Here is a 12,164-nt window from a genome sequence, read left to right on the forward strand (position 1 = left end):
CTTTCAAGGTCCAGTGTCAGATCAAGTCGCGACTAATACAATTAAATGCACCATTATCATGCCTTCAGCCACCACAACAAGAGAAGACCCGGAGTAAGGGCCACCTCGTTATACACATCTCTGTTCGTGCCTGAGCGCGCGTAGCGTTTCGGCGGCCGTCATGACTTTCTGCAAGCCTTTCCAGATAGTTTTTGCGCCTGGTTCACCGTCGCCTTTTCGAGCAAGAAAGCCTCCCAGTTGCGCAACTAAGCGCAATACTTCGTTTAGCTTAGGGCGGCCCTTGGGCATACGCTTGTTCATCAGTAGGTAAGCGCCATGAGTCTCGTCGGAATCAAAGAACAACATTGCGTCCAGCTCTGGACAGGTTCGTCCCATACGCATTAAATAGGCGATGCGCCATGCCACGATCATGAACAGCGCCAATGCCCGCTCAATGCGATCCACGGTCGATAACTGTAACGCTTCGACACAGCAGCCGTTCTTCAGCACATTGAAGAACATCTCGATTTCCCATCTAGCCCGATACCAGTCGATCAGCTCCACGATATCTTCTCGTCCTTCAGGTACGCGATTGCTCAGCAACCGCCACTCGACCGGCTTCACGCCTGCTGGCGGCTCAATTTCCTTGGCTATCACACAAGTCACTGCCAACCCGCAACGCAGCGACACTCGCTTCACGCGCAGCGCCTGTTTCACCGTACGCGCCTTCTGCCCCGCGCGAGCCGCCATAACGAATTGGATTTCTCCCACCGGCACGGTCTTTCCAACCTTCTGCCAAAGCTTCTCATTACAGTCCAGACTGCGATTATGAGTCGAGCGGATCAACCAGTCAGCCGGAGTGCCAAGGTCATCAGCGAGCTGCATCAACGCCTTGATATCCGCTTCGCGATCGGCTAAGTACACCAGACGTGTGTTTGGCAACTCCGAGGCGAGTTCAGCAACTCGCTCGTATCCCTCGAGCCAGCGCGTACTCTCCTTGAGCCCATCGCGTTTTCCGTCTGCATCCTTCGGCTCTCTTGCCCACATCCACGCATCCAGTACGCCCAACCCCACGCGATCCGGACTGACCGCGTAGGTCGGATGCAGGTACAGACCACGCCTGGCTTCGTAGTTCAAGGGACTCAAGCCTTGGATTTGCTGCCCGTTGAAGTCAAGCTTGGTAGTGTCTTGGATACACAGCACAACCTCGTGTTCTCGGATCCTTTCCTGCGTACGCTGCCAGTGAGGTTGCAGAATGTCTCGCCATTCGAATGCTTGGTTCTCCATGAAGCGGTAAGCACCCAGCGTCTCAGACCATCCGAGGCACGCATGCGTAATGCTGGCTTGCGGATTCTCAGCCAGCCGTATCAAAAGCCCTTTGGCGCGCTTATTGAGCCTCGTGTCACCAAGATTTACCCCTTCCAGTTCTTGGTGTGCCCAGCCATCTGAATCCCGTGTCATTTTTCAGCGCCGTAAATGGCGATAGTACACGTCGGTTTCACTTCATTTACAACCCCACCGGCTGCCTATTTCAGCCCGCTAACCCTTGGCATATAAGGCGTTGCGGACTTGTGTATAACGAGGTGGCTAAAAACCCTGCTACGATCTGCTGCGCATTACCGTTTATGACCGGGAAATCATTTATCACCGCGCTCACCGTTATGGTACCAACAGCATTTACGGCAAACCTCGCGCGAAGCAATTAGGATTTTTCCACCTGCCCAGAGTACTTCCGACGATTATACTGAGATAAAGAGAGAGATGACCGACAAGGTCAGATTAAATAGTGCAAATATCGTATAATGCGATATTTTCCCGCCGTCGCGGGCGAAAAAATCAGGAGATCACCATGGTTGTGAAAAAAGGTTTCGTCGTTACTGCCCTTGCCGTAGCACTCGTCATGACGCTCAGCGGCTGTTCCAACATGTCCAAACGCGATCGTAATACCGCCATTGGCGCTGGGGCTGGCGCAGTCGGTGGGGCAATCCTGACCGGCGGAGGCACGCTGGGCACGCTGGGTGGTGCGGCCATTGGCGGCATTATTGGTCATCAGGTCGATTAATAGCGAGTGACAGCAGGGGTCTCCCTGCTGTCAGATTCTGTATTAACCGCCCGCCATCTTGAGCTTCAATCCTTTTGCTTCCAATAGCTGTTTTAGCAGATCGCGCTTATCGCCCTGAATCTCAATGGTGCCTTCTTTGACCGCACCGCCACAGCCACACTTCTTTTTCAGTTCTGCGGCCAACGCGGTGAGCGCGTCATCATCCAGATCGAGCCCCGTGATAATACACACACCCTTTCCTTTGCGCCCGCTGGTTTGCCGTTGAATGCGCACTACACCGTCGCCTTTGGCACGCGTTACCGGAGCGGGTTCTTCCTTGATGCGTCCGGTATCGGTGGAATAGACCAACCGACTGTTACTCTCACTCATGCCTGTGCTCCCACCAATAACGAATGCCGAATCTGCGCCAGCGTGTGCGCCGGATCGGCAGATTGGGTGATCGGACGCCCAATTACCATATAATCAACCCCTGCCGCCTGCGCCTGTTCCGGCGTCATAATGCGACGCTGATCGCCACTGGTGCTGCCCGCAGGACGAATACCCGGCGTGACCAACTTGAACGCGCTACCACAAACCTGCTTCAGTCGCTGTGCTTCCTGCGCAGAACACACCACACCATCCAATCCACAATCACGGGTCAGCTCCGCAAGGCGCTCAGCCTGCTGAGTCGGTGTCGCGGTGATGCCTAACGCCAGCAGATCGTCCGCCTCCATGCTGGTCAACACGGTAACGGCAATCAGTAACGGCGCATCGGCGCCAAAGGGCTGCAATGCCGCTTTCGCCGCTTCCATCATCCGCCGACCTCCACTGGCATGGACATTAACCATCCACACACCTAATTCTGCCGCAGCCGCCACCGCATGTTCGGCCGTGTTAGGGATATCGTGAAACTTTAGGTCGAGAAAAACGTCAAAGCCGCGCTGCTGTAACGCCTTAACAAATTGTGGACCGAAAAGGGTAAACATCTCTTTGCCCACTTTCAACCGACAATCCTGTGGGTTAATGCGATCGACAAACGCCAACGCCTGATTCTGGTCAGCATAATCTAATGCGACAACGATTGGCGACGTAACGGCATGCTGTGGGGTGATGTGTTCGCTCATGTGGCCCTCAGTTTTGCTTGGCGATTGAATCCGTGGAGTGAGATTGGTCCGCGTATGAAAATTTTCCGCCGCATTTTACCCTTCTCTCCCGCGAAAGCCCAGCGGCCCTGCTGGACCGCGCTGCATTTCGCGCGATGTTTGCCGTGAATGTGCTTTCAATAATAAGTATGTTGTAACTAAATTGCGTTTTATAAAATAGACAATAGTATAAGGCACACCTTACGCTATTGTCCGTCCAGACCACGAATCGGTTTGATGCTGGCCCATGAGCGGCATGAAGGACATTGCCAGTATAGGGATTGCGAGGTAAAGCCACACTTCTGGCAGCTATAGCGTGGTTTGGTGCGTATCTGTTCTCCCACCATATCGCGCAACACCAGCAAGCTCTCTTTGGCTCGACCATCTTCGGCTTCACTCAGGTGGAAATCCATCAGGCGATGGAAAACACGCATTGTCGGGTGACGCTGTAACTGGCGGTTGATGTAGACCTGTGCCACCTCAGCCCCTTCTTTGCGTTCCAGGATATCCGCCAACATCAGATCGGCGCTGGCACCGGTATTCTCTTCAACACAGCGTTTGAGAAAATCTTCCCATGCCTCCGACGCAGGCAAGTTCTGGTAACAGGTTTCAAGCATCGGCAGGGTTTCACTGACAAAGGCTTTATCTTGTTCCAGAACCTGCTGGAGCACCTCTACCGCAGGCGCATAGCGCTCCTGAGCGATATGAATGCGTCCCATCATGATCGACGCCCGAGCGCACGCTTTATCCGTTGCTGCACCCTTTTTCAGTAGCGTCAACGCTTTATCCAGATCGTCACTGCTCATCGCTTGCAGCGCCAGTTCGCAGTAGAAATGGGCGATTTCCGTATTCAACTGCGGCTGGCCGAGTTTGACCAGTTTTTCCGCAATATCGATCGCCTTCTGCCAGTCGCTGGTAGCCTGATAGATCTGCAACAGTTGTTGAAGCGCGCTGCGACGAAAATCCTCTTCATCCACCAGTTGGGTGAAGATCTCTTCAGCACGGTCATACAGCCCGGCGGCCATATAATCACGCCCGAGTTGCTGCACCGCCAGCAGGCGCTGTTCGAACGATAACGAAACGCTTTCCGTCAATGCCTGATGAATGCGAATAGCACGGTCGACCTCACCGCGTGAGCGGAACAGGTTACCCAGCGTCAGATGCCCCTCGAAGGTGTTACTCTCGTCCTTGATCATATCAAGGAACAGTTCCACCGCTTTATCCTGCTGATTAGAAAGCAAAAAGTTCACACCTGTCACATACTCTCGCGACAAGCGGTTGGCTTCCTGCTCCTTGTCCTGCTGCGCGCTTCTGCGACCCATGTACCACCCGTATGCGGCGGCCACCGGCAATAACAGAAACAGCAGTTCTAACATAGAGGAGGATCCTTAGTGGGAAACAGAGGGCGCAGAGGGCGGCGTTTCGCTCTCTGTTACAGACTGTTGCTGTTCCAGGCGTTTGATTTTACGTTGCGCACGGCCGAGGGTGATGCGCAATCGCAGGTAGAATAAACCGCAGATCACCCACCCCAGCACAAACCCGACTGCAAACAGCGTAGCAAGTAGCGTGGAAACACGATATTCGCCCTGTGCCAGCAGATAGTTGAAGGTGACAACCTGCTCGTTGTGCACCCCCAATGTAATGGAAATGATGAATATCGCCAGTACCAATAAGAAGATCAGCAAGTATTTCACGTTCTTGTTCCTGTGATATCGCCTTAACCTAATGATTATGCCAAATGTTGGCGCTAAACCCCATAGAATTATCCATTATAGCCGGAGAAAGGACGTGGCTAGCTGAGGTAGCATCAGACGATAGCGGCAGCACCGCCTGTTTTTGAACAACTCGATAATAAAAAGCGATGATCGACAAAATGCGATTCAGGCAAAAGCAATTTTATATAGGGCAAGAACGCGTGGCGGGCTTCAGCCGGAGGCATGAAATGGCCGCTGGCATTACTCCAAAAAGTCAGCTGCTGTTGAACAAATTTTAGCACCCCAGCGAAATGCACCTTGGTGGCATTCACAAAAGAAGAGTGTCCTTTAAGGGGGAACCTGTTTATCGGTTCTTCAGGGCAGGCTAGCACTGCGCACTGGATCTTGTAGGGCGCGTCGACAGGGATGATAAAAATGGTAATGCCTTCAAATAGTTGGCTTTTGTGATATTCTGCCGCTATTTGAGGTTTCCACGTGGTTACTGTTTTTGTTCATTGCCCTCGCTGCCATTCAGATAAAGTTTATCGACATGGCCTTAGTCACCTCGTTATACACATCTCTGTTCGTGCCTGAGCGCGCGTAGCGTTTCGGCGGCCGTCATGACTTTCTGCAAGCCTTTCCTGATAGTTTTTGCGCCTGGTTCACCGTCGCCTTTTCGAGCAAGAAAGCCTCCCAGTTGCGCAACTAAGCGCAATACTTCGTTTAGCTTAGGGCGGCCCTTGGGCATACGCTTGTTCATCAGTAGGTAAGCGCCATGAGTCTCGTCGGAATCAAAGAACAACATTGCGTCCAGCTCTGGACAGGTTCGTCCCATACGCATTAAATAGGCGATGCGCCATGCCACGATCATGAACAGCGCCAATGCCCGCTCAATGCGATCCACGGTCGATAACTGTAACGCTTCGACACAGCAGCCGTTCTTCAGCACATTGAAGAACATCTCGATTTCCCATCTAGCCCGATACCAGTCGATCAGCTCCACGATATCTTCTCGTCCTTCAGGTACGCGATTGCTCAGCAACCGCCACTCGACCGGCTTCACGCCTGCTGGCGGCTCAATTTCCTTGGCTATCACACAAGTCACTGCCAACCCGCAACGCAGCGGCACTCGCTTCACGCGCAGCGCCTGTTTCACCGTACGCGCCTTCTGCCCCGCGCGAGCCGCCATAACGAATTGGATTTCTCCCACCGGCACGGTCTTTCCAACCTTCTGCCAAAGCTTCTCATTACAGTCCAGACTGCGATTATGAGTCGAGCGGATCAACCAGTCAGCCGGAGTGCCAAGGTCATCAGCGAGCTGCATCAACGCCTTGATATCCGCTTCGCGATCGGCTAAGTACACCAGACGTGTGTTTGGCAACTCCGAGGCGAGTTCAGCAACTCGCTCGTATCCCTCGAGCCAGCGCGTACTCTCCTTGAGCCCATCGCGTTTTCCGTCTGCATCCTTCGGCTCTCTTGCCCACATCCACGCATCCAGTACGCCCAACCCCACGCGATCCGGACTGACCGCGTAGGTCGGATGCAGGTACAGACCACGCCTGGCTTCGTAGTTCAAGGGACCCAAGCCTTGGATTTGCTGCCCGTTGAAGTCAAGCTCGGTAGTGTCTTGGATACACAGCACAACCTCGTGTTCTCGGATCCTTTCCTGCGTACGCTGCCAGTGAGGTTGCAGAATGTCTCGCCATTCGAATGCTTGGTTCTCCATGAAGCGGTAAGCACCCAGCGTCTCAGACCATCCGAGGCACGCATGCGGAATGCTGGCTTGCGGATTCTCAGCCAGCCGTATCAAAAGCCCTTTGGCACGCTTATTGAGCTTCGTGTCACCAAGATTTACCCCTTCCAGTTCTTGGTGTGCCCAGCAATCTGAATCCCGTGTCATTTTTCAGCGCCGTAAATGGCGATAGTACACGTCGGTTTCACTTCATTTACAACCCCACCGGCTGCCTATTTCAGCCCGCTAACCCTTGGCATATAAGGCGTTGCGGACTTGTGTATAACGAGGTGGGCCTTAGTCCAACTAAGCGCGAACGCTTCAGGTGTCACTGCTGTCGCCGTGTATTCCAGCTTACCTACCGCTATGAAGCCCGAAAGCCGGGAGTCAAAGAGCAGATCGTTGATATGGCCTTCAACGGTGCCGGTGTTCGCGATACCGCCAGAACGTTGAAAATCGGCATCAATACGGTCATCCGGGCTTTAAAAAGCTCTCGCCCCGCAGGATAACGTCTTCTCCCGTTGCTCACGCCGACGTCGCCCTTATCTGTGAACTTGATGAGCAATGGAGCTTCGTTGGCAGTCAGGCGCTACAGCACTGGCTCTGGTACGCTTACAATACCAAAACGGGCGGTGTTCTGGCCTACACTTTTGGCCCCCGAACCGATGAGACCTGCCGTGAATTGCTGGCTCTGTTGACACCGTTCAACATCGGCATGGACTGGCAAGATCTTCACGCAACGCATAGAGCGCAATAACCTGACGCTCCGTACCCGCATTAAACGACTGGCGCGTAAAACGATTTGCTTCTCGCGCTCCGTCGAGATCCACGAAAAAGTCATCGGAGCCTTCATCGAAAAACACATGTTCTACTAATTGGAGTCATTACCATAAAAATATAATAACCGTCAATGTGTGAGGCTACCCCCTCAATCGCATTGATCATTCGGTACTCCGTTCCCCACTTTTCCAACGTAAAAATTTCGGTTGGGTCGTAAGGCAATTGCACCGTTTTACCTTTGAAGATAGTGTGCTGAGACACCAGGGTGACGTTCAACCTCAGATGTAAACTCTCTAGCGCATCCTGTAATGTGGTTCCATCTTTGGCGACCGCATGATTTAACGTGGCCCGTATCCCTGTCTTTATGCACCATGGGGACTTCAGCACCTTAGGAACCGGCTTCCGTTTGCAGTAATGTGTATTAGTCACAGAGACGATTTTACGTATCAGGCCGTTCACGGATATCCGTCGCAAGTGATCATCGCGGACCACGGCCCATCTGCTTGAAACACCAGAAAGGTTCACAGTATGAACCGCAAGGCATGACATCATAAGAGAGATCACTGATGCCCCTTTTTCACGTCATCATCACCTTGCTTTTCCTGAGGCGATCGCGTTAATGGACCACACCAGCGCTGCGCCAGTGTACAAGCCAGCACCACCAACACCCAGCTCATCAGGGTCGCCGCAATCAAATCCTGCGGCCAGTGCATGCCCAACGCCAAACGACTGGCCATTACCCCCGACGCCCACACCATCAATACCACCACAGTTTTATAGTGGCGCCGCGCCCACAACAACCCTACCGCCAGCAACGCCCAGGTTGCCGCGAATAGGGTGTGCCCTGACGGGAAGGCAAAACCCGTTTCAAATTGCCAATGGGCGCGCAGCCATTCAGGTATCTGCGTCTGTGCGCTCAGTTGTTCCGCCACCAGCCGCGCACGCTCGGGGCGTGGCAAAGAATAGAAATAGCGTTCATCGACCTGATACGCTTTTTCCAACCAGACCACAAAGGGGCGCGGCTCCTGAAGCCGCTTTTTAATTAACGACTTCATGCCCTGACCTACCAGTACAGTCAGCGCCATGATTGCCAGCACGCCCAGTGCCGGTTTGAAACGAAAACGTAAGCACCACAGAAACCAGAGCGCCAACAGCGCGCTGGTCACTATCCCCCAAGGTCGCGTCACCGTTTCCATGACCCAGAACAGTCCGCGCAGCCACAGTCCCTGTGTTTCAGGTTGCCATTGCCAGCCGCTCAACCCTACGGCAACCGGCAATATCAGCAAAATTCCCGCACCGAGGGCAGTGCGTTTGGCAATGTCGTACATAGCTTCCCCTGTTTCACCTTTCACTCACCAACACAGAAAAACACGGTTAAAAAGAGTGGGTGTAAATCGCAAATTTCTCATAAATTTATCATGAAATCTCCCTGCCTTCATCAATGGAACGTAAACTACTTCATCGTTATGTCAGTACCTGTGCTGCTGTACAAACATCGTGCTGTAGCACAAACCTGATCAATACATGCAGAACACCTGCGCGGTTTGCGTTTGGTTTTATTGCGCAATGGCGTTTTTACTGGTTAATTGCGTTATCCGGCAGTATGATATGCGCAATCTTTTTGTGTTGGAGATGTAAAATGCAGCTTAAACGGGTGGCCGAAGCAAAATTACCCACCCCCTGGGGCGATTTCCTCATGGTAGGATTCGAAGAGTTGGCCACAGGACACGATCACCTCGCGCTGGTTTTCGGTGATATCTCCGGTCCAGCGCCTGTTCTGGCACGTGTCCATTCCGAATGTTTAACCGGTGATGCATTGTTCAGCTTGCGCTGCGATTGCGGATTCCAACTGGAAGCCGCATTGGGCCATATTGCTGAAGAGGGGCGGGGTGTGCTGCTCTATCACCGACAAGAAGGGCGTAATATCGGCTTGTTGAACAAGATTCGTGCCTATGAGTTACAAGACCTGGGGGCCGATACCGTCGAAGCAAATCATCAACTCGGGTTTGCGGCTGATGAGCGCGACTTCACGCTATGTGCGGATATGTTCAAGCTGTTGGGCGTGAATGAAGTACGTTTGCTGACCAACAATCCGCAAAAAGTAAAAACCCTCAACGATGCAGGCATCAACATTGTTGAACGAGTGCCGTTAGTCGTGGGACGCAACCCTAAAAATGAGCGCTATCTGGCAACGAAAGCGACCAAAATGGGCCATATGTTGGATCTCCCTCCGCGTTAATGTGTGTCTATAGCGACTTGCCGCTATAAACAACACACTGACGTTGCTATCGAGGCCTTCGGGCCCCGATATTTCCGCCCACTGACCATCACAACATCTTGCGAATGACGTAGTGCAAAATACCGCCGTGCTGATAATAGGTCAGCTCATTACGGGTATCGATACGGCATCGAGTTTGAATAACCTGCGCGTGTCCCTGACTGTCCGTGAGGGTGACGTCCACCGTAGCTCCCGGCATCAAGGCTTGCAGGCACGCTATCGAGATACGCTCTTCACCCGTCAGCCCTAAGGTTTTACGCGTCACGCCAGGGGCAAACTCCAGCGGCAAAATCCCCATGCCAATCAAATTGGAGCGGTGGATGCGCTCAAACGACTCCGCAATCACCACTCTAACCCCGAGCAACCGCGGTCCTTTTGCTGCCCAGTCGCGGCTGGAACCCGAGCCGTACTCTTTTCCGGCAATCAACGCCAACGCTACCTGTTCATCCTGATAGCACATAGCCGCGTCGTAGATGGCCATAACGTTTTGTGAGGGGATATGCCGCGTGTAGCCCCCTTCCGTGCCTGGCACCATCTCATTGCGGATGCGTACATTGGCGAACGTGCCGCGCATCATCACCTCATGGTTACCCCGACGTGAACCGTAGGAGTTAAAATCCTCTACGCTGACCCCGCGATCGAGCAAGTAACGGCCCGCCGGGCTCTCTTTTTTGATGCTGCCCGCAGGAGAAATATGGTCGGTGGTAACCGAATCCCCCAACAGAGCAAGAATTCGCGCCCCGTGAATATCCTCTATCGGATCGGGGTCTTTGCCCATGGTGGTAAAAAAACGGGGTTTCACGAATATAGGTAGAATCCTGCGGCCATTCGTAGGTCGGGTTATCCCCTACGTCTATCGCCTGCCACTCGGGCGTACCTTCAAAAACAGCAGCGTACTCCTTATGAAACAGGTCGACGCTGACATGCTGCACCGCGTCGGAAACGTCCTTCGCCGAGGGCAAGATATCTTTCAAAACACCGGTTCACCGTTGTGTCCTTCACCCAGCAGATCGCGGGTCAAATCGAGCGTCATATTGCCCGCCAATGCATAAGCGACCACCAATGGAGGCGAGGCTAGCCAATTGGTTTTCACCAGCGGGTGGATGCGTCCCTCAAAGTTACGGTTGCCCGAGAGAACGGCACCAATCGTCAAGTCGGCGGCCTTAATTGCCTGTTCTATTGGTTCCGGCAATGGCCCTGAGTTACCAATACAGGTGGTACAGCCATACCCTACCAATTGAAACCCCAGCGCATCGAGATAAGGCATTAATCCCGCTTTGGCGAAATAATCCGGAACGACTTTGGAACCGGCTGCCAGCGAGGTCTTCACCCAAGGTTTACGTCGCAGACCGCGCTTTACCGCATGCTTTGCCAACAACCCCGCAGCCATCAAGACGCTGGGATTGGAAGTATTGGTGCACGAGGTGATCGCCGCAATCACGACAGCCCCCTGCCGTAGCGAAAAGGTTTCACCCGACCATGTCACGTCAACCGCATCGGCCCCCGCTTTGCCACTGCTGACATCCAGTTCGCGACTGGCGGTAAACGCAGCGGGCACCTGTGCCAACGCGACGCGATCCTGTGGGCGCTTTGGACCCGCCAGACTGGTTTCAACCGTCCCCATATCTAACGCCAACTGGCTGGTAAAACGGGGTTCATCCCCCGGATGCCGCCATAGCCCCTGTGCTTTGCTGTAAGCTTCTACCAGCGCTATCTGTTCGTCGCTGCGGTTGGTTAAGCGCAAATAGGCCAGGGTGACATCATCGATAGGAAAAAAGCCGCAAGTGGCACCATATTCGGGTGCCATGTTGGCAATGGTTGCTCGGTCCGCCAGGGCCAGGTTGTCCAGTCCATCGCCGTAAAATTCAACAAATTTTCCGACAACGCCGTGCTTACTCAGCATTTGTGTAACGGTAAGCACCAGGTCGGTTGCCGTGATCCCCTCCCCCAGCTTTCCGCTAAGCTTGAAACCCACCACATCTGGCAACAACATCGAAACCGGTTGTCCTAACATCGCGGCTTCGGCTTCAATACCACCAACGCCCCACCCCAGCACACCTAACCCGTTAATCATGGTGGTGTGTGAATAGGTACCGACCAGTGTGTCGGGATAGGCGATGATTTTGTCCTCCACGATTTCACACCATACGGCAAACGCTTCGGTAGCGCGCTGCCGGATAAACCAGTGCAATGGCTGACGGATAATGGTTCAGCGTACACAGCGCATGAAACGCGGAAGTTCGCCAGAGAACTGAATCTGGAGCCCTGCACAACAGCAGTGAGCAGTCCACAGAGTAACGGCATGGCAGAACGGTTCGTGAAGACGATGAAGGAAGATTACATCGCCTTCATGCCAAAACCCGATGTGCGAACAGCGCTGAAGAATCTTGCAGCGGCGTTCAATCATTACAATGAAAACCATCCGCACAGTGCGCTGGGATACAACTCCCCAAGAGAATATCGGCGCCAGCGGGCATCGTTAACTTAAGTGTATTAGCTCAGACCTGATCTGACAGTT

12 protein-coding genes and 3 pseudogenes are annotated in these 12,164 nt (G+C 53.4%); 6 read left to right on the forward strand and 9 right to left on the reverse strand.

Annotated elements, in window-relative coordinates; genetic code table 11:
* Positions 1-108: 108 nt before the first annotated feature.
* Positions 109-1,440 carry an IS4 family transposase gene (locus ACWWJF_RS21880; RefSeq protein WP_455870559.1) on the reverse strand — a complete coding sequence of 444 codons (1,332 nt, stop codon included), beginning with the start codon at positions 1,438-1,440 and terminating at the stop codon, positions 109-111.
* Between the two features lie 388 nt (positions 1,441-1,828).
* On the opposite strand from ACWWJF_RS21880, the gene osmB reads away from it, so the two are divergent.
* Complete coding sequence (gene osmB / locus ACWWJF_RS21885; protein ID WP_455870560.1) at positions 1,829-2,041, forward strand: osmotically-inducible lipoprotein OsmB; 213 nt, start codon at positions 1,829-1,831, stop codon at positions 2,039-2,041.
* A gap of 42 nt (positions 2,042-2,083) precedes the next feature.
* Here the strand turns inward: osmB and yciH are convergent, their stop codons facing one another.
* From yciH to ACWWJF_RS21910, 5 genes are all read right to left on the reverse strand, one after another.
* Positions 2,084-2,410, reverse strand: coding sequence for a stress response translation initiation inhibitor YciH (gene yciH / locus ACWWJF_RS21890; protein ID WP_455870561.1), 327 nt, complete (start codon positions 2,408-2,410; stop codon positions 2,084-2,086).
* Positions 2,407-3,144 (reverse strand): orotidine-5'-phosphate decarboxylase, encoded by a 738-nt coding sequence (pyrF, locus tag ACWWJF_RS21895; RefSeq protein WP_455870562.1) that lies wholly within the window; start codon positions 3,142-3,144, stop codon positions 2,407-2,409. The genes yciH and pyrF overlap by 4 nt, the downstream gene beginning before the upstream one ends.
* A 224-nt stretch (positions 3,145-3,368) precedes the next feature.
* Entirely contained in the window at positions 3,369-4,538 is a 1,170-nt protein-coding gene (lapB, locus tag ACWWJF_RS21900; RefSeq protein ID WP_455870563.1) for a lipopolysaccharide assembly protein LapB, read from the reverse strand.
* Between the two features lie 12 nt (positions 4,539-4,550).
* A complete protein-coding gene (locus ACWWJF_RS21905; RefSeq protein ID WP_455870564.1) occupies positions 4,551-4,856 on the reverse strand; it encodes a LapA family protein in 306 nt (101 codons plus the stop codon).
* Positions 4,857-4,969: 113 nt separating this feature from the next.
* The gene (locus tag ACWWJF_RS21910) at positions 4,970-5,188 is read right to left on the reverse strand and encodes a hypothetical protein (RefSeq protein WP_455870565.1); all 219 of its coding nucleotides are present in this window, start codon (positions 5,186-5,188) and stop codon (positions 4,970-4,972) included.
* A 163-nt stretch (positions 5,189-5,351) separates the two neighbouring features.
* Between ACWWJF_RS21910 and ACWWJF_RS21915 the strand changes: the two genes are divergently transcribed.
* Positions 5,352-5,450 carry an IS1 family transposase gene (locus ACWWJF_RS21915; protein ID WP_455870566.1) on the forward strand — a complete coding sequence of 33 codons (99 nt, stop codon included), beginning with the start codon at positions 5,352-5,354 and terminating at the stop codon, positions 5,448-5,450.
* Here the strand turns inward: ACWWJF_RS21915 and ACWWJF_RS21920 are convergent.
* On the reverse strand, positions 5,425-6,756 hold the full coding sequence (locus ACWWJF_RS21920; RefSeq protein ID WP_455870567.1) for an IS4 family transposase: 1,332 nt from the start codon (positions 6,754-6,756) through the stop codon (positions 5,425-5,427). The genes ACWWJF_RS21915 and ACWWJF_RS21920 overlap by 26 nt on opposite strands.
* 122 nt (positions 6,757-6,878) lie before the next feature.
* On the opposite strand from ACWWJF_RS21920, the gene ACWWJF_RS21925 reads away from it, so the two are divergent.
* On the forward strand, positions 6,879-7,097 hold the full coding sequence (locus ACWWJF_RS21925; RefSeq protein WP_455871206.1) for an IS1-like element transposase: 219 nt from the start codon (positions 6,879-6,881) through the stop codon (positions 7,095-7,097).
* Positions 7,098-7,132: 35 nt separating this feature from the next.
* Positions 7,133-7,463: pseudogene (locus ACWWJF_RS21930) on the forward strand (IS1 family transposase).
* Between the two features lie 465 nt (positions 7,464-7,928).
* Here the strand turns inward: ACWWJF_RS21930 and pgpB are convergent.
* Positions 7,929-8,696: a phosphatidylglycerophosphatase B gene (gene pgpB / locus ACWWJF_RS21935; protein WP_455870568.1), complete on the reverse strand. Its 768-nt coding sequence runs from the start codon at positions 8,694-8,696 to the stop codon at positions 7,929-7,931.
* A gap of 311 nt (positions 8,697-9,007) precedes the next feature.
* Here pgpB and ribA point away from each other — a divergent pair, with 311 nt between their 5' ends.
* A complete protein-coding gene (gene ribA / locus ACWWJF_RS21940; protein WP_455870569.1) occupies positions 9,008-9,607 on the forward strand; it encodes a GTP cyclohydrolase II in 600 nt (199 codons plus the stop codon).
* 88 nt (positions 9,608-9,695) lie between these two features.
* Here ribA and acnA read toward each other — a convergent pair.
* Positions 9,696-11,798, reverse strand: a pseudogene (gene acnA, locus ACWWJF_RS21945) (aconitate hydratase AcnA); the annotation flags it as partial.
* Between acnA and ACWWJF_RS21950 the strand changes: the two are divergent.
* Positions 11,799-12,134, forward strand: a pseudogene (locus ACWWJF_RS21950) (integrase core domain-containing protein); the annotation flags it as partial.
* Positions 12,135-12,164: the final 30 nt, after the last annotated feature.

The organism is Symbiopectobacterium sp. Eva_TO, assembly GCF_053848865.1.

Coding starts and splice junctions, on each gene's coding strand:
- ACWWJF_RS21880 (WP_455870559.1), bottom strand. CDS start 1,440: ATGACACGGGATTCAGATGGCTGGGCACACCAAGAACTGGAAGGGGTA.
- osmB (WP_455870560.1), top strand. CDS start 1,829: ATGGTTGTGAAAAAAGGTTTCGTCGTTACTGCCCTTGCCGTAGCACTC.
- yciH (WP_455870561.1), bottom strand. CDS start 2,410: ATGAGTGAGAGTAACAGTCGGTTGGTCTATTCCACCGATACCGGACGC.
- pyrF (WP_455870562.1), bottom strand. CDS start 3,144: ATGAGCGAACACATCACCCCACAGCATGCCGTTACGTCGCCAATCGTT.
- lapB (WP_455870563.1), bottom strand. CDS start 4,538: ATGTTAGAACTGCTGTTTCTGTTATTGCCGGTGGCCGCCGCATACGGG.
- ACWWJF_RS21920 (WP_455870567.1), bottom strand. CDS start 6,756: ATGACACGGGATTCAGATTGCTGGGCACACCAAGAACTGGAAGGGGTA.
- pgpB (WP_455870568.1), bottom strand. CDS start 8,696: ATGTACGACATTGCCAAACGCACTGCCCTCGGTGCGGGAATTTTGCTG.
- ribA (WP_455870569.1), top strand. CDS start 9,008: ATGCAGCTTAAACGGGTGGCCGAAGCAAAATTACCCACCCCCTGGGGC.